This window comes from Azospirillum sp. 11R-A (assembly GCF_049472615.1).
Classification (GTDB): Bacteria; Pseudomonadota; Alphaproteobacteria; order Azospirillales; family Azospirillaceae; genus Azospirillum; species Azospirillum palustre.
In genome coordinates this window covers 58,903-76,280 of the sequence record NZ_JBCEBL010000022.1, presented here as the reverse complement: position 1 = coordinate 76,280, position 17,378 = coordinate 58,903, and the positions used below count along the sequence as shown (strand labels likewise).

The following is a 17,378-nucleotide window of genomic DNA, read 5'->3' as shown; positions in this document are numbered from 1 at the left end:
GGCGGGCGCCCTAATGCGGGTAAAGGCGGATGTCGATCCGCCGGTTGGCGTCGCGACCGGCCGGCGTGTCGTTCAGCGCGACCGGCTCCTGGTCGCCATGGCCCTCGGCCGACAGGCGGGCGGGCGGCAGCGAGCGCTCCAGCAGCTTGCGCACCGCCTCGGCACGGGCATCCGTCAGGGATTGGGCCGTCAGGGATTGCGCAGCCGGCGGGCGGCCGCCCGGCGGGGTCTGGTCGTCGGTGTGGGCGACCACCAGCACGCTGCCGGGCTCCACCGCCAGGGTCTGGCCGACCCGCTCGACGATGGCGCGGTGGCGGGCCTTCACGGCGTCGCTGCCGGTGGCGAACATCGCCGCCGCCGGGATGCGGATGACCAGGGCGCCATCCTCCCCCGCCAGCACCTCGACGGCGCCGGTGCGGATTTCCGGGGCGAGCTGGCCGGTGATGCGGGCGATCAGCGCCGGGCCGGCGGTGGGGGGCGGCGGCGGAACCAGCCGGGCGATCTCGATCGTGCGGTCGGGCAGCAATGCCGCGATGCGGGCGACCACCGGCTCCGCCTGCCGGTCGAGGGTGCCGGCGAGATGCACGTAGAGGCCGGACAGGCCGAGCGCCACCCCGGCCCAGACGACCCAGCCCGGCACGCTGCCAAGCGAATTGCCGAGCGGCCGGAACGGCTCCGCCACCCCGGTCCAGGCCGGCGACAGCTCCGCCGCCACGTCGCCACGGGCGCGGCGCAGGATGCGGTACAGCTCGTCGCGCAGGCGGGCGAGGTCGTGGGCACCGCCGGGCCTGTCGCGGTAGCGGCCCTCGAAGCCCAGCGACACGCAGGCGTAGTATAGCTCCAGCGTGTGGCGGTGGCGGCGCGGATCGACCAGCATGCCGTCGAGCAGTTCAAGGAAGCGCACGCCGGCATCGGGCTCGGCGACCGCGACCCCGCCATGCCCGGCGGCACGGGCGACGTCGTCCAGCGTCACCGAGAGCGCGATGCGGGCGGCGCGGATGGCGGCGGCGTCGAGGCCGGCGGCGGCGGCGGCGCGGTCGAACCGCTCCAGCGCGGCGGCGGCGGCGGCGCGGGGCGGGTCGCCCAGGCTGCGGTCGCGGAGCGCGCCGACAAGCGCCAGGGCCGGAGCGGCGGCGCTGAGCAGCGGGTTGAGGGAGGAGGCGGGCGGCCGCGGACCCGGACTGTCGTGCCGGCGGGAGGACGGCGGCGAAGCGGAGGAGGGAGCGCCGGGTGCGGGGCCTTCGGACGCCAGCGCGGCGAGAACCGCGGCGAGCGGACGCTCGTCCTCGTCCGCCTTCGCCCTGTCCGCCTCAGCCACGTCCGGCCCGTCCAATCGCTCGTCCGCCTGCATCTGTCGTCCGCTCTGGAGAAATCCGGGTGAGATATAGCAGGGTCGGGGCGGCGGGGGGAATCTGAAGCCCTCTCCCGCCCCGGGAGAGGGAGGGGGCCCGCCGCGAAGCGGTGGGGAGGGTGAGGGGCTATCCGAACTATGGATCCCGATCCTTGGCTCACCCCTCACCCTTCCCATGCTCCGCATGGGACCCTTCCCTCTCCCGGGATGGGAGAGGGAGTCTAACGCACCCCGCTGTTGCTGTAGTCGTACTGCACCCTGGGGGCGGCGCCGGACCCGCCGGCGATCTTCTCGATCAGCGAGCCGATGCCGCCCGGCCGCGCGTCGGCGGACGCCACCGGCATGCCGCCCGGCATCGCGCTTGGCGGCATCACGCTTCCGGGCGGCATGCTTCCAGGGGGCGGGGTCCAGGCGGGGGCGCCGTCCAGGCCGGGGAGCGGGCGGGCGGGCTTGCCGGCATGGGCGTCCAGCATGAACTCGCGCCACAGCTTGGCCGGCAGGGTGCCGCCGGTGACCTTCTTCATCGCCTCGTTGTTGTCGTTGCCCAGCCAGACGCCGGCGACCAGATCGGCGGTGAAGCCGACGAACCAGGCGTCGTGATAGTCCTGGGTGGTGCCGGATTTGGCCGCCGCCGGGCGGTTCAGCTTCGCGCTGCGGCCGGTGCCGTAGTCGAGCACGCCGGTCATCATGTGGGACAGCTGCACTGCATGGGCGGGATCGACCACGGCACTGCCGCCGCCGCCCTGGCGCCGGTAGAGGACGACGCCGTCGCGGCTTTTGATCTCGGTGATGGCATAGGCCCAGACGGGGACGCCGCGGTTGGCGATGCCGGCATAGGCGCGCACCAGTTCCAGCGGCGTCACCTCGCTGGTGCCGAGCCCCAGCGACAGGTCGCGGGTGAGCGGCGAGGAGATGCCGAGGTTGGACGCGATGCGCCGCACCCGGTCGGTGCCGACCCGGTCGATCAGCCGCGCCGTCGCGGTGTTGGAGGAATGGGCCAGCGCCGAGGCCAGCGTGATGCTGCCGCGGTACTTGCCGTCGTAATTGCCGGGGCTCCAGTTGGCGAGCTGCACGGGAGCGTCGTCGATCAGGCTGTCGGGGGTCCAGCCCGACTCCAGCGCCGCCAGATAGACGAAGGGCTTGAAGGCCGATCCCGGCTGGCGCAGCGCCTGGGTGGCGCGGTTGAACTCGCTGCCGTCGTAATCGCGGCCGCCGACCAGCGCCCGCACCGCGCCGTCGGGGCTCATGGCGACCAGCGCCCCCTGGCGGACGTTGGCGGCGGCGCCGGGGCCGGCGAGCAGGGCCTCCAGCCGCTGTTCGGCGGCGCGCTGCATCTTCAAATCCAGCGTGGTGCGGACGATCACGTCGCCATGGTCGGGGCCGGCGAAGCCCGGCACCAGATCGGTCACCCAATCGGCGAAATAGCGGCCGTCGCCGCCGGGCTTGCGCTTGGGCGACGGCTTGGCGGTGCGGGCGGCCTCGTACTGCGGCTGGGTCAGGTAGCCGGCGTCCAGCATCGCCGCCATCACCACCCGCGCCCGCTCCGCCGACTCGTCGGGGTTGGAGCTGGGGGCGTAGCGCGACGGCGCCTTCAGGAGGCCGGCCAGCACCGCCGACTCGCGCACGTCGACCTCGGTCGCCGGCTTGCCGAAATAGGTGCGGGCGGCGGCGTCCACCCCGAAGGTGCCGGCGCCGAGATAGACGCGGTTCAGGTAGGCGGTGAGGATCTGGTCCTTGGTGAAGCGGCTCTCCAGCCACAGCGCCAGCATCGCCTCCTGGATCTTGCGCTTCAGCGATTTCTCGGGCGTCAGGAACAGGTTCTTGGCGAGCTGCTGGGTGATGGTGGAGCCGCCCTGCACCGCCCGGCCGGAGCGCCAGTTGACGTAGACGGCGCGGGCCAGACCCAGCGGGTCGATGCCGAAATGGCTGTAGAAGCGGCGGTCCTCGATCGCCAGCACGGCGCCGACCAGATGCGGCGGCAGGTCGCGCACGCTGAGCGTCGTGCCGTGCAGGTCGCCGAAGCGGGCGAACTCGCTGCCGTCGGCGGCCAGCACGGTGATCGAGGCGCGGCGTTCGAACTGCGCCACCTTGGAGATGTCCGGCAGGTCGAGCGCGAACCAAGCCAGCACCGCACCCAGCCCGATGCCGCACCAGATGGCGGCGACGAGGCCCCACTGGACCAGACGCCTCACCCAGCCGCCGCCGTTACCGCCGTTTTTCCGGGGCGGCTGCGGCGCCCGGCCAGGACGGGCGGACGGCTGGGCCGAGAGCTGCGGGGACAGGGTCTGGTTGCCGCCGGACCGGCGGGCGGGCTGCTTCGGTTTCGGCAAGGAGATCCTTGGAAGGGAGAGGGGCGGCAACTTGAAGTTGGGCAGCGTGAAGCTAAGCAGGCCGCGGGACCGGCGGCGGGGCAGCTTGTAGGGAGTGGCCGGCGGGGCGGCGGAGGGCGGCGGGGACTTGCGGCGCGGCCTGCCCTTGCCGGCTGCCGCCAGCCGGTCGCGGGCAAGCTCGACCGCCTTCGCGGCGAACAGGCGCGCGAACTCCCCGGCCGTCAGCCGGTCGAGCGGCGACGGGTCTTCGCGGGTGCGGATCGGGCGGGGGCCGGCGTAGAGCTGGCTGGCCCTGCGCTGGTCCGGGTCCGTGTGGTGGTCCGGTCGGTCGGCGGTCACGGCGCGCTCGCTGGCCCTGTCAGGTCTGTGTGATGAGTGCGGGAAACGTTCCCGCTTCGATCCTCATACGCCCACTGCCTCTGGGCCGGAAGCCCGGTCAGGGGCCGGCGATTATTTGTCTCCCGACCGTGGCGAAAGAATGACTCTATCCGAAATTTCGGGGTGGCAGATCAAAGCGGCAGCGTCACCGTCGCGCGCAGGCCGCCCCCGCTGCGGTTCGACAAGGTCACGTCGCCGCCATGGCCGCGGATGATGCTGCGGGCGGTGGACAGGCCCAGCCCGACGCCGCCGGTGTCTCGGGACCGGGAGCGCTCCAGCCGGTAGAAGGGGGCGAAAACCTTCTCGAACTCCGCCTCCGGGATGCCGGGGCCGTCGTCGTCGATATGGATCAGGGCATTGGCGGCGTGGGCGGCGCCGTCCGGGCCGGTCTCCAGCCGGACGGTGAAGCCGCCGCCATATTTGATGGCGTTGTCCATCAGGTTGGCCAGCGCCCGGCGCAGCGCCACGGTGCGGCCCTCCGCCACCATATGGGCGGGGCCGTCGTAGAGCGCGCGGTGGCCGGCATCGACGCGGTCGTCGCACAGGCTCTGCAACAGGTCGGCAAGGTCGAAGCGGCCGCGCGGCTCGCGCTGGGCGTCGTCGCGGGCGAAGGCCAGCGTGGCCGAGATCATCGCCTCCATCTCGTCGAGGTCGGCCAGCATCCGGCGCTGCATCTCGGGATCGTCGACCAGCTCGGCGCGCAGGCGAAGCCGGGTGATCGGCGTGCGCAGGTCGTGGCCGATCGCCGCCAGCATCTGGGTGCGGTCGGCGACGAAGCGGGCGAGGCGCGCCTGCATCCGGTTGAAGGCGCGGGTGGCGGCGCGCAACTCGCGCGGGCCTTCCTCCGGCAGGGGATCGGCCTGCCCGTCGACGCTGAGCCGTTCGGCGGCGGCGGCGAAGCCGGCCAGCGGCGCCGTCACCCGGCGGGCGGCGAGCAGCGACACCAGCAGGATCACCGCGACGATGGCGCCCATCCACAGCACGAAGCGGACGATGCCGAAGGGGCCGGGCAGCGGCTCGCCGCCGGTGAAGCTGAGCCAGGAGCCGTCGCCGAGCCGCACCGACAGCCGGACATGCGGCCCCCAGTGCCGGGGCTCGTCGCCCGCCATGAAGGGCGGCGGCGGGCGGGGGTCGTCGCGGCCCTCTCCGCGGGGCGGGCGCTGGACCTCGATCAGGATGTTGCGGTCGGCGGTGTCGAGCTGCTCGCTCAGCCGGCGCTTCAGCCCTTCGAACCGGCCGCCGGCATAGGCGCCGGGCGACAGCGGCGGCGGCCGATCGGGGCTCAGCTCCACCCGCAGGACCGGGTCGTCGATGGCGCGCACCACCCGCTCGCGCCCCTGGGGCGGCGTGCTCTCCACCAGCTGGACGATGGCGGTGATGCGCTGGATCAGCACGTTGGGACCGTGGATCGGCGGCCCCTCGCTGCGGTCGGTCAGATAGACCAGCGCGCTGATCGCCTGGGTCAGCAGCAGCGCCAGCACCACCGTCAGCGCGATGCGCGCGGCGAGGCTGTCGGGGAAGCGGAAGGGAAGCCGGCGGAAGGCGCCGCGGCGGCGGGCGAGCCTGGACTTGGCCGTTTCCGGCTGGGACTTGGCCGTTTCCGGCTGGGCGGTCATGGCGCCACACCGCCGTTGGAGACGGTGGGCGTGAAGAGATAGCCGCCGCCGCGCACCGTCTTGATCAGCGTCGGGTCGGCCGGATCGGGTTCGATCTTGCGGCGCAGGCGGCTGACCTGCACGTCGATGGAGCGGTCGAAGGGCACCGCCGAGCGGCCGCGCGCCAGATCGAGCAGCTGGTCGCGGGTCAGCACCCGCTGCGGATGCTCGACGAAGGCGACCAGCAGATCGTATTCGCCGGCCGACAGCTGGACCAGCACGCCGTCGGGCGAGCGCAGCTCGCGCTTGGTGAGGTCGAGCGACCAGCCCTCGAAGCGCAGCACCGTGCCGGCCGCCGCAGGGGCGCCGGCCACCGGCGGGGCGGAGACGCGGCGCAGCACCGCCTTGATGCGGGCCAGCAGCTCGCGCGGGCTGAAGGGCTTCGCCAGATAATCGTCGGCGCCCATCTCCAGCCCGACGATGCGGTCGGTCTCCTCGCCCATGGCGGTCAGCATGATGACGGGGGTCTGCGCCGTCTGCGGCGTCGCGCGCAGCCGTCGGCAGAGCGACAGCCCGTCCTCCCCCGGCAGCATCAGGTCGAGCACGATCAGGTCGACGCGGGCGCCGTCGAGCGTGCGCATCATCTCCGCCCCGTCCCGGACCCCGGTGACCCGGAAGCCATGCTTGGTCAGGAACTGGGCGACGAGGGAGCGGATTTCGCGGTCGTCGTCGACGACGAGGAGGTGGGGCGTGCGGTCCATGGCCCCATGATCGGGCGAGGGGCCGCGGGCGTGAAGGGGAAATGTGTAACGCCCGGTTACGGGGGGCCGGACGGTTACACTCTGTTACCAAATGACCGGTTTGCGGACATTCGACCGCAACGTTCGGCGCCCAATCTCTGGTCATCGGGACAGCGGCGGCGATGAGGCCGGCACCGTCCCAACGGAATAAGCCCCCTCCATCCGGGGTTTAGACAGCACCAACACACCGAGGAGTCGACACCATGAAACGCGCCCTTCTGACGTCCGCCCTGCTGGTCGCCGGTCTCGGCGTGGCCGTTCCGGTCTTCGCCCAGGGTGGCCCGCAGCCCGGCGGTCCCGGCCCGGCCGGCGGTCCCGACCGCCACTTCGCCCGCATGTGCGAGGACCAGGAGGCCCGTCTGGCCGGCAAGCTGGCCTATGCGGAGAAGAAGCTGAACATCACCGAGCAGCAGCGCGCCGCCTGGACCAAGTTCGCCGACGCCGCCCGCTCCAGCCTGAAGCCGACGCAGGATCTGTGCGTCAAGTTCAAGGACGCCCCGCCGCCGGCAGCCCTGCCGCAGCGCCTTGAGCGCGCCGAGCAGATGATGCAGGCCCACCTGCAACAGGTCCAGACCGTCCGCCCGGCCCTGACCGACCTCTACGCCCAGCTGACGCCCGACCAGCAGAAGCAGGCCGACCGCATGCTGAACCCGGGACCGGGCGGCATGGGCGGCCATCATATGGGCCCGCACCATGGCGGACCGATGGGCGACCGTGGCGGCCCGGGCCATCACGGGATGGGTCCGGGGAAGGGCCCCGGTCCGGGCCCGGCGCCGCAGGAGGCGCCCAAGGGCTGACGTAACAGACAGACTCCCGGCGGCGACCCCAAGCCCCCCAACGCAGCCGCCGTGAGCCCGAGGGCCGCCGAACCCCCATTCGGCGGCCCTTCCCGTCTCCAGCTTCTTTCGCTTCGCCCTGGAAATCCGGGATCATTCCCATGAGCGCACTCGATCTTTCCCCGCTGTTCTTCAGCCTGTCGGTCATAAAGCAGGATTACCTGATGATCCTCGGCATTGCCCGGAGCGGGCTCCGTTCGCTCCGCGCCGGCCGCGCATTCTCCCTGCGGCATTAGCCGTCCGGCAGCGGCCGGTCGTTCGGCCCGGCGCAATCGCCATACATCGCCAAGCCGCCGCTTGCATTGCGGCCTCGCGCACCCCAAAGCTTAACCCCATGACGTCCACTCACGCTTCGGCGGGCGGCGGTCTCGGGCGCGGGGGCCGTGTGGTCGCCGTGCTGGGGCCGACCAACACCGGCAAGACCTATCTGGCGATCGAGCGCATGCTCGGTCACCGGTCCGGAATGATCGGCTTTCCCCTGCGCCTGCTGGCGCGGGAGAACTATGACCGCATCGTCTCGATCAAGGGAAAGAACGCGGTCGCGCTGGTCACGGGGGAGGAGAAGATCCTGCCCCCCAACCCGTCCTACTGGGTCTGCACCGTCGAATCGATGCCGCTGGACCGCGCGGTCGATTTCCTGGCGGTGGACGAAATCCAGCTCTGCGCCGATCCCGAGCGCGGCCACATCTTCACCGACCGGCTGCTGAACGCCCGCGGCATGGTCGAGACCATGGTGCTGGGATCCGATTCGATGCAGCCGATGATCCGCCGGCTGGTGCCGAAGGCGGAGTTCATCAGCCGGCCGCGCTTCTCGCAGCTGACCTATGCCGGCCACAAGAAGCTGACGCGCCTGCCGCCGCGCTCGGCCGTCGTCGCCTTTTCCGCTACCGACGTCTATGCCATCGCCGAGATGATCCGGCGCCAGCGCGGCGGCACCGCCGTGGTGCTGGGCGCGCTCAGCCCGCGCACGCGCAACGCGCAGGTCGGGCTCTATCAGGCGGGCGAGGTCGATTATCTGGTGGCGACCGACGCCATCGGCATGGGGCTGAACATGGATGTCGACCATGTCGCCTTCGCCCGCATCGTCAAGTTCGACGGCTTCGCCCCGCGCCGCCTGCGCCCCGCCGAGGTGGCGCAGATCGCCGGCCGCGCCGGCCGCCACATGCGCGACGGCACCTTCGGCACCACCGACGAGGTGGGGGAGCTGGACGCCGACCTCGTCACCCGCGTCGAGAACCACGAGTTCGAGACGGTCAAGGCCTTGTCCTGGCGCAACAGCGACCTGCGCTTCGACACGCCGGGCTTCCTGCTGAAGTCGCTGGAGGAACGCGCGCCGCTGGCGGAACTGTCCCGCGTGCGCGAGGCCGACGACCATCTGGCGCTCCAGGCGCTGGTGCGCGATCCGGAGATCATGGATCTGGCGCGCGGCCGCGACGCCGTCAAGCTGCTGTGGGAGGTCTGTCAGGTTCCCGACTTCCGCAAGGTGCTGTCGGATGCCCACACCAAGCTGCTCGGCCAGATCTTCCGCAGCCTGCGCGCGCCGCTGCGCCGGCTGGACGACGACTGGGTGGCGAAGCAGATCGCCCGCCTCGACCGCACCGAGGGCGACATCGACGCGCTGGTCGCCCGCATCGCCCACATCCGCACCTGGACCTACATCTCCAACCGGCCGACCTGGCTGAAGGACCCGCTGCACTGGCAGGAACGCACCCGCGCCATCGAGGACCGGCTGTCCGACGCCCTGCACGAGCGGCTGACCCAGCGCTTCATCGACCGCCGCTCCGCCACGCTGGCCCGCACGCTGAAGGACGGGCGCTCGCTGCTGGGAGGTGTGCGCGCCGACGGCGAGGTGGTGGTGGAAGGGCATGTCGTCGGCAAGCTGGAGGGCTTCCGCTTCGTCCCCGACGCGCCCGACCGCTCCGACGAGGCGAAGTCGCTGCTGACCGCCGCCCGGCGGGCGTTGCGCGACGAACTCGCCAAGCGGCTGCGCGCCTTCGAGGCGGAGCCGGACGACGCCTTCGCGCTGGGGGCCGACGGGGTGCTGAGCGCCGACACTCTGCCGGTGGCGCGGCTGGCCGCCGGCCAGTCGGTGCTGGCGCCGCTGGTGGTGCCGTTCGACGACGGGATGCTGGATCAGGCCCAGCGCGAGCGGGTGCGGGCGCGGCTGGAGCGCTGGTTGAAGGACCACGTCGCCGCCCGGCTGAAGCCGCTCTTCGCGCTGTCCGCGGCGCAGGGCCTGTCCGGCGCCGGCCGTGGGCTGGCCTTCCAGCTGGTCGAGGGGCTGGGGGTTCTGCCGCGGCAGCCCGTCGCCGACATGGTCGAGCGGCTGGAGCGCGAGGACCGCAAGGCGCTGACCGGGCTGGGCGTCCGGCTGGGGGTGTCGCACCTCTATCTGACCGCGCTGGCCAAGCCGGCGGCGGTGACGTTGCGCGGGCTGCTGTGGGCGGTGTCGAAGGGCCATCCCCTGCCCGTCCCGATCCCGCCGCCGGGCCGGGTGTCGGTCGAAGCGCCATCTGTCAAGGAAGGCGGCGCACCGCCCGGCTTCTGGGAGGCCATCGGCTATCCGCTGGCCGGCGGGCGGGCGCTGCGCGTCGACATGCTCGACCGGCTGGAAACCGAACTGCTGACCGCGTCCAGGGCCAATGCGCCGATCCGCGAGGTGGCGCTCGGCCAGCGCGTCGGCCTGTCGGCGGAGGAGCTGGCGGCGGTGCTGACCGGGCTCGGCTATGTCCGCACGGAAGGCGAGGACGGGGCGGTGACCTGGAAGCGGAAACGGCCGCAAGGGAACAGGCAGCGGCGCGAGAAGCCGACCAACGAGGATCATCCCTTCGCCAAGCTGCGGCAGCTGTCAGGGATGTAAGCGGCACGATCACCGTAGGACACGAGACCAGAAGACGGAAACGCCCATGAGCAACACCGACAGCGAAGACTCCACCCCCGGCCGGCTGCGGATCGACAAGTGGCTTTGGTATGCGCGCTTCTTCAAGACGCGCAGCCTCGCCGCCAAGCTGTGCAACGACGGGGGCGTGCGGCTGTCGGGGACGGTGGTGAACAAGGCGCATGCGGCGGTGAAGCCGGGCGACGTGCTGACCTTCGCCCAGGGGCGGCACATCCGCGTCATCAAGGTGGTGGCGCTGGGCAGCCGCCGCGGCCCGGCGCCGGAAGCCCAGGCGCTGTACGAGGATCTCGCCCCGCCGGTGCCGGAGGAGCGCTTGCAGGATCCCTACCGCGCGCCGTTCCAGCCGCCGGGCGCCGGGCGGCCGACCAAGCGCGACCGCCGGGCGATCGACGCCCTGCACGGCGACGGCCCGATGGGCGATGTTTGGCAAAATGAGACCGATTAGGCGGCTGTGCTGATTGTTGCTCGAAAAAAGTGAGACCGCCTCTTAAACGGAGGCGGGACCACCCCCATCTGGGAAGGCTGGATAACCGACCAGATGCGACAAGCGAGCACGATCATGAGCGAGAAGACCCGACCTTCGAGCCTTTCCGCCCCCTCTTCAGCGAAGCGCGGCGCCCGCGCTGCGACCGCCGTGGCGGTTGCGCTGGTGATGGCGCTGGCCGCCGGAACCGCCGACGCCCGCGCCGGCAAGAGCAGCTCCTCGGGCAGCCGCGGCAGCCGCACGACCGAGGCGCCGGCCGCCACCAGCACCGCCCCCAATTCCGTGTCGCCGATGGAGCGCTCGACCGCCCCGGCGGCGTCGCCCGGCATGCAGCGCCCCGGCGCCGCGGCCACCGCCCCGGCGGCGGCCCCCTCGCGCGGCTTCTTCGGCGGCGGCTTCATGTCGGGCCTGATGGGCGGCCTGATCGGCGCCGGCATCGGCGCGATGCTGTTCGGCGGCGGCTTCTTCGAGGGCTTGGGCAGCTTCTCCGGCATCCTGGGCTTCCTGCTGCAAATCCTGCTGGTCGTCTTCCTGGTCCGGCTGGCCATGCGCTTCTTCCGCAACCGCTCGCAGACCGCGAACACCGCGGCGTCCGGCGCTCCGCTGGGCGGGAACCGCCCGGCCTATGCCGGCGGCCCGCAGGATGGGCAGATGAACCGCGACGCGGCCGACGCCGGCTACAACCCGATGGGCAACCGCGGGATGGGGGGCGGCAACGCCGGTCCGGCCCAGCGCCGTCAGGCCGCCGACGAGATCGGCATCCAGCCGGCCGACTTCGAGTCGTTCGAGCGTCTGCTCGTCACCGTCCAGACCGCCTACGGGCGTGAGGATGCCGATGCCCTGCGCACCGCGACGACGCCGGAGATGTTCTCCTACTTCAGCGACGATCTGGCTGAGAACCGCAGCCGCGGCGTGGTCAACAAGGTCAGCGACGTCCGTCTGCTGCAGGGCGATCTGGCCGAGGGCTGGCGCGAAGGGGCGCAGGAATACGCCACCGTCGCCATGCGCTTCGCGCTGGTCGACGTCACGGTGGACCGCGCCAGCGGCCGGGTGATCGAGGGCAACGCCTCGCAGCCGACCGAGGCGACCGAGCTGTGGACCTTCGTCCGCCCGCGCGGCGGCCAGTGGCAGCTGTCGGCGATCCAGCAGGCCAACTAAGGCTTTCGGGTCCAGGAATGCGAAACGCCCCGGCCAATCGGCCGGGGCGTTTTCGTTTGTGCGGAGTGTGTTGTTTTTCGCCCCGGGATCCCCTCTCCCCCCCGGGAGAGGGTTAGGGTGAGGGGATCGCGTGGCGAGGATCTTCAAGGATTGCGTGATCCCCGCTCTCTTATCGACGCCACGCTGTGCAKSCCCCTCACCCCGACCCTCTCCCCGGGGGGGAGAGGGGGATTGGGAGAGGGAACTCAAGCCGTCGGCAGAACCACCGCGTCGGCGGCGCGGAAGCCCAGCCGGACGGTCTCGCCGGGGACGAAGGCCGGCTCCTGGCCCAGATGCGGCATCTGCACGGTCAAGCCGCCGTCCAGAAAGGCGTTGACGAAGGCGCCTTCGAAGTCGCTGTGGCTGACGCGGGCGGTCAGACTGTTGTCGGCATCGCCCGCCCCCAAACGATCCGGCGCCAGACGTTCCGGCCGGACATAGAGGGTGGCACGGTCGCCCACCGCCAGCCCGCGCGGGTTGCGCCCGCGCAAGGCCCCGAAGGCGCTGTCGAGCACTGCCCAGCCGTCGGCCACCTGCGTCACCCGCCCGGCGAAGCGGTTCGCCTCGCCGACGAAGGACGCGACGAAGGCGGTCTCCGGATGGTCGTAGATGGTCTTGCCGTCGCCCACCTGTTCCAGCACGCCGCGCGACATCACGCCGATGCGGTCGGACATGGTGAGCGCCTCGCCCTGGTCGTGGGTGATGTAGATGAAGGTGACGCCGGTGCGCTTCTGCAACTCGCGCAGCTCGGCGCGCATGTGCTGGCGCAGCTTGAGGTCGAGCGCCGACAAGGGCTCGTCCAGCAGCAGCACCGCCGGCTCCACCGCCAGCGCGCGGGCGATGGCGATCCGCTGGCGCTGGCCGCCGGACAGGTCGGTCACCCGCTTGTCCGCCGTGTCGGGCAGCGCCACCAGCTCCAGCAGCTCGCGCACGCGACGCTTGCGGTCGGCCGACGGCACGCCGCGCACCTCCAGCCCGAAGCCGATGTTGTCCGCCACCGTCATCAGCGGGAACAGGGCCAGGTTCTGGAAGATCAGCGCGGTCGGCCGCTTGTTCGGCCCGATCCCCTTCATGTCGCGGCCGCCGATGCGGACGGCGCCGCCGGTCGGCTCCATGAAGCCGGAGATCATGCGCAGGATGGTGGTCTTGCCGCAGCCCGAGGGGCCGAGGAAGCTGAAGAACTCCCCGGCCGCGATGGTCAGCGATACGTCGCGGACGGCGACGGTGTCGCCGAACCGCATGGTGACGTGGTCGAGTTGGACGTCTTGGCTCATGGCCCCTGCTGTGTGCGGATCACGCCGCCAGGAAGCGATCCTGGTACTCGTTGCGGATGGAGACGTACCACGCCTCCTGGATCGGCCACCACCACAGCTTCTGCAGGGCGTCGCCGGGATAGGCGTCGGCGAAGAACTGCTTGTTCAGGTCGGTCAGATGGGCCTCGGCGCCGACCGCGGTGCTGGAGATGCCGGAATGGTTGGTGTAGAGCGCGCCGGCCTCGGGCGTGTAGAACCAGTTGATCCAGGCATAGGCGTTCTCCAGGTTCTCCGCCTTCTTCGGGATGGCGAAACCTTCCATCCAGGCGAGCGCACCCTCCTTCGGCGCGACGAAGCGGACCGGCAGCCCTTCCTTGCGGAGCGCCACGGCGCTGCTGTCCCAGGTCTGGCCGATGACGCAGCCGTTGGTGCGGAAGGCGCCCTGGGCCTCGTTCTCGTTGGTCCAGAACTGGGCGACCGACTTCTTGTTGGCGGCGGCCACCTTGAGGATGGCGTCGAAGTTGGCGCGCGCCTTCGCCTCGTCCTTGAACTGGTCGCGGACCGGGTGCGGCAGCTTGCCCTGGCTTTCCAGCCACAGCGCGATGCCGATCAGCGAGGAATGGCCGCGCACCGTCACCTTGCCGGCGTTGGCCGGCGCCCACAGATCGCCGTAGCTGGCGGTGCCGTAGGCGAGCGGCGCCTTCTTCATGTCGTAGGCCAGCGCCTCGGTGCCCCAGTCGGCCGGGGCGAAATAGCGCTTGGCCCCGACGACGCCGCCCATGCCGGCGGAGCCCTCGACCGACGATTTCAGGCAGCCGTCCCACTTCACCTTGGCCTCGTCGATCGGCTGCACCAGCTCGAACTCGACATAGTTCGGCACGCGGTCGACGGTGGGGTGGATGATGTCGAAGCCGGCGCCGCCGGTGGCCTTCAGCTGGTTCAGCAGCTCGTCGTTGGTGCCGTATTCGGTCAGGGTCGCCTTGACGCCGGTCTTCTTCTCGAAGTCGGCGAGCATGTCCGGGCTGATGTAGCCGGCCCAGGAGAAGATCTTCACAGAACCCGACGCCGCGTGGCCCTCGCGCAGGACGAAGGGACCGACCGAGGCGACACCGGCGGCGGCCGCAGCGCTTTGCAGCAGCAGGCGGCGGGTGAAGCTCTTGGCGGCGCGCTGGGTCTCGGCGCTGGACCGCTGGGACTCGGTCTGGGCGTGATCGAGCGTGGTGTGAACGATCTTGGACATGACGTCCGGTCTCCCTGGCTCTTGAATGGCGTTTGGACGGGCGGCGTTTCGGCGCGTTGGCGCAGCCCCGCTCAAGACGCAAAGTGTGCCTGAGATAAAAGCCGTCCGTCCATGGGGGAAGATGAAGCTCCGCCAAACTTCATAGAGCCGTCACATCGCTAATCTCCCCCTCTCCCCCCCGGGGGGGAGAGGGGATCTCGAGGGCCTTCACATCACATAGAAGCGCGCCTTCACCGTCACGCCCTCGGCGCCGCGCAGGACGGTGCGGTTGCGGCCGCTGCGCTTGGCGAAATAGAGCGCCTCGTCGGCCTGGGTCATCAGGTCGCCGACCGAGACGGTGTCGCGGTCCAGGCACATGCCGATGCTGACGGTGACGCCGAAGCTGGCGCCGCTGCCGGTCGCCACCGTCAGCTCGGCGGTGGAGCGGCGGATCTCCTCCACCCGCGCCAGCGCCCCCTCCAGGTCGCCCGACGGCAGGCACAGGCAGAACTCCTCCCCGCCCAGGCGGCCGAGGAAGCCGCCGTCGGGCACATGGGCGGCGCAGTGATCGGCGAAGCGCTTCAGCGCGACGTCGCCGTTGCTGTGGCCATAAGTGTCGTTGATCGTCTTGAAATGGTCGATGTCGAACATCGCCACCGCCATGGGAGAACCGGTCTCCTTCGCGGCGCGGTAGGCCTGCTCCAGCTTTTCCATGAAATAGCGGCGGTTCAGCACCCCGGTCAGGTAATCGGTGTGCAGCATCTCCACCATCACCCGGTGCATGCGGGTGATGCGCTCGCCGGCCCGCACGCGGGCGCGCAGCATCGACAGGTCGATGGGCTTGGCCAGGAACTCGTCGGCGCCCGAATCGAAGGCCTCGATCCGCCGGGCGGTCTCGGTGTCGCCGGTCATCAGGATGGTGAAGGTGCGGTGCTGGTCGTCCTCCGCCCGGACATGCCAGCACAGCTCCAGCCCGGTCATCACCGGCATTTCCAGATCGGTGATGAGGAGGTGGATGTCGTGGCTGCGGTAGATCGACAGCGCCTGCGCCCCGTCCGCCGCGAGCAGCACGGTGTAGCCGTTGCTTTCCAGATCGGCCCGGATCAGGTCGCGGAAGAATTCGGAATCGTCGGCGACAAGGATAGTCGTTTCCACCGCAACACCACGCCGTCCGCAAAGAGTCCGTGCGCCGGGACCTTAGCAAACTTCCGAGTGCGATGGGATGGCGGCGTGGCGACACGTCGCGGTTGATTGGGCTATCGATTGATCAGCCGAACGATCCTCAGCTTTCGAGCATGCGGCGCAGCAGCTCGACATCTTCGGCGAAGGACGGATCGGTGGCGCGCAGCTCGTCCACCTTCTTCACCGCATGCATGACCGTGGTGTGGTCGCGGCCGCCGAACTTGCGGCCGATCTCCGGCAGGGAGCGGGCGGTCAGCTGCTTGGCCAGATACATGGCGATCTGGCGCGGGCGGGCCACCGCGCGGGCGCGGCGGGCGGAATGCATGTCGGCGACGCGGATGTTGTAATGCTCCGCCACCCGCTTCTGGATCTCGTCGATGGTGACGCGGCGGTCGTTGGCGCGCAGCAGATCGTGCAGCACCTCCTGCGTCGTCTCCAGCGAGATGGAGCGGCCGACCAGCTCGGCATGGGCGACGATGCGGTTCAGCGCCCCTTCCAGCTCGCGCACGTTCGACGTGATCTTGTGGGCAAGGAACTCCAGCACCTTCATCGGGATGCTGGCCTGGAGCGCGTCGGCCTTGGCCTGGAGAATGCCCAGCCGCAGCTCGTAGGTGGTCGGGTGGATGTCGGCGACCAGCCCCCAGCCGAGGCGGGAGCGCAGGCGCTCCTCCATGCCTTCGAGGTCGGACGGGCTCTTGTCGGCGGAGATGATGACCTGCCGGTTCTGGTCGACCAGCGCGTTGAAGGTGTGGAAGAACTCCTCCTGGGTTGAGTCCTTGCCGCTGATGAACTGCACGTCGTCGATCATCAGCACGTCGACCGAGCGGAACTGCTGCTTGAAGGCCATCGTGTCCTTGAAGCGCAGCGCCCGGATGAACTGGTACATGAACTTCTCGGCCGACAGGTACAGCACCTTGCGGTTCGGGTCGTTCTTGCGAATCTGCCAGGCCAGCGCGTGCATCAGGTGGGTCTTGCCCAGCCCGACCCCGCCATAGAGGAACAGCGGGTTGAAGGTCACGGTGGTGGCGTCGGCGACGCGCCTTGCGGCGGCGTGGGCCAGCTCGTTCGGCTTGCCGACGACGAAATTCTCGAAGGTGAATCGCGGGTCGAGCGCGGCGGACAGGTCGGACCGGTCCTCCAGAATCGCAGGCACCCCGGTCGGCGATTCGTCCGACGCCCCGCCATAGGAGGCCGAGGTGTAGACGGTGGACGGGGCCTGCTCGCCTGAGAATCCGAACGGCGCACCTTGCTGCGCCCCCTGGGGCGGGGCGGGGCGGGGAGCCGGGCGGGAGTCGGCAGCGCGCGAATCGAAGCCGCGAGCATCGAATCCACGCGAATCGAAGCCGCGGGACGGGGCGGGGCGGTCGTCGTCGATGTCGTCATTGTCGGCGACGAGTGCCGCCGGCGGATTCGTGGAGGCGACGATGACGTCGATCGACTGCACCTCCGGATTCTCGCCGGACCAGAGGGCGCGGATGCGGTCGGCATAGTGGGTCAGCACCCAGTCGCGCATGAATCGCGTGGGCACGACGATGCACACCTCGCCGCCGATCAGGCTGGCGACGGACAGCGGCTGAAGCCAGCTCCGGTAGGCGATCTCGCCCACCTCTTCCTTCAGGCGTCCGCGAATGCGCGCCCACTGCTGATCCAACGACACGCCGACCGACATGCTCCCTTACCCCCGCTCCTTCCGCCGGCCGGCCAAAACCGGATGGCCGCCGTCTGGTCCAGCCCGAAAGACTCCGGACAAGGAAAAACCGAACGGAACACTATAACCGAAAAGCACACGCCGGAGTCGACGGGATTGAAAATCCCGCCCCAGGCGCGACAGCTTGTAAGTAAAAGAAGATCGTG

General features: G+C 70.6%; 13 protein-coding genes. 5 read left to right on the top strand and 8 right to left on the bottom strand.

From position 1 onward, the window contains the following. Positions 1-10: 10 nt before the first annotated feature. The 4 genes from icmH to VH569_RS25025 form a co-directional block, all read right to left on the bottom strand. Complete coding sequence (icmH, locus tag VH569_RS25040) at positions 11-1,351, bottom strand: type IVB secretion system protein IcmH/DotU (protein WP_423318847.1); 1,341 nt, start codon at positions 1,349-1,351, stop codon at positions 11-13. A gap of 221 nt (positions 1,352-1,572) precedes the next feature. Further along, on the bottom strand, positions 1,573-4,020 hold the full coding sequence (locus VH569_RS25035; protein ID WP_423318845.1) for a PBP1A family penicillin-binding protein: 2,448 nt from the start codon (positions 4,018-4,020) through the stop codon (positions 1,573-1,575). Positions 4,021-4,190: 170 nt separating this feature from the next. Continuing rightward, the gene (locus VH569_RS25030; protein WP_423318843.1) at positions 4,191-5,675 is read right to left on the bottom strand and encodes an ATP-binding protein; all 1,485 of its coding nucleotides are present in this window, start codon (positions 5,673-5,675) and stop codon (positions 4,191-4,193) included. Beyond that, positions 5,672-6,415: a response regulator gene (locus VH569_RS25025; RefSeq protein ID WP_098740737.1), complete on the bottom strand. Its 744-nt coding sequence runs from the start codon at positions 6,413-6,415 to the stop codon at positions 5,672-5,674. Before VH569_RS25025 ends, VH569_RS25030 begins: the two co-directional genes overlap by 4 nt. A gap of 242 nt (positions 6,416-6,657) precedes the next feature. Here VH569_RS25025 and VH569_RS25020 point away from each other — a divergent pair, with 242 nt between their 5' ends. The 5 genes from VH569_RS25020 (at position 6,658) to VH569_RS25000 (ending at position 11,831) form a co-directional block, all read left to right on the top strand. After that, entirely contained in the window at positions 6,658-7,251 is a 594-nt protein-coding gene (locus tag VH569_RS25020) for a Spy/CpxP family protein refolding chaperone (protein ID WP_423318841.1), read from the top strand. Between the two features lie 140 nt (positions 7,252-7,391). Then, positions 7,392-7,526: a hypothetical protein gene (locus VH569_RS25015; RefSeq protein ID WP_423318840.1), complete on the top strand. Its 135-nt coding sequence runs from the start codon at positions 7,392-7,394 to the stop codon at positions 7,524-7,526. 98 nt (positions 7,527-7,624) lie between these two features. Continuing rightward, a complete protein-coding gene (locus VH569_RS25010; protein ID WP_423318839.1) occupies positions 7,625-10,150 on the top strand; it encodes a helicase-related protein in 2,526 nt (841 codons plus the stop codon). 46 nt (positions 10,151-10,196) lie between these two features. After that, on the top strand, positions 10,197-10,634 hold the full coding sequence (locus VH569_RS25005) for an RNA-binding S4 domain-containing protein (RefSeq protein ID WP_423318837.1): 438 nt from the start codon (positions 10,197-10,199) through the stop codon (positions 10,632-10,634). A 114-nt stretch (positions 10,635-10,748) separates the two neighbouring features. Then, on the top strand, positions 10,749-11,831 hold the full coding sequence (locus VH569_RS25000) for a Tim44 domain-containing protein (RefSeq protein WP_423318835.1): 1,083 nt from the start codon (positions 10,749-10,751) through the stop codon (positions 11,829-11,831). Between the two features lie 245 nt (positions 11,832-12,076). Here the strand turns inward: VH569_RS25000 and VH569_RS24995 are convergent, their stop codons facing one another. The 4 genes from VH569_RS24995 to dnaA all read right to left on the bottom strand — a co-directional run bounded on the left by VH569_RS24995 (position 12,077) and on the right by dnaA (position 17,193). Beyond that, positions 12,077-13,144 (bottom strand): ABC transporter ATP-binding protein, encoded by a 1,068-nt coding sequence (locus VH569_RS24995; protein ID WP_423318833.1) that lies wholly within the window; start codon positions 13,142-13,144, stop codon positions 12,077-12,079. Between the two features lie 19 nt (positions 13,145-13,163). Then, positions 13,164-14,363 carry an extracellular solute-binding protein gene (locus VH569_RS24990; protein WP_423318831.1) on the bottom strand — a complete coding sequence of 400 codons (1,200 nt, stop codon included), beginning with the start codon at positions 14,361-14,363 and terminating at the stop codon, positions 13,164-13,166. A gap of 207 nt (positions 14,364-14,570) precedes the next feature. Next, positions 14,571-15,497: a GGDEF domain-containing protein gene (locus tag VH569_RS24985; RefSeq protein ID WP_423318829.1), complete on the bottom strand. Its 927-nt coding sequence runs from the start codon at positions 15,495-15,497 to the stop codon at positions 14,571-14,573. A gap of 127 nt (positions 15,498-15,624) precedes the next feature. Beyond that, the gene (gene dnaA / locus VH569_RS24980; protein ID WP_423318827.1) at positions 15,625-17,193 is read right to left on the bottom strand and encodes a chromosomal replication initiator protein DnaA; all 1,569 of its coding nucleotides are present in this window, start codon (positions 17,191-17,193) and stop codon (positions 15,625-15,627) included. Between the last annotated feature and the right edge of the window lie 185 nt (positions 17,194-17,378).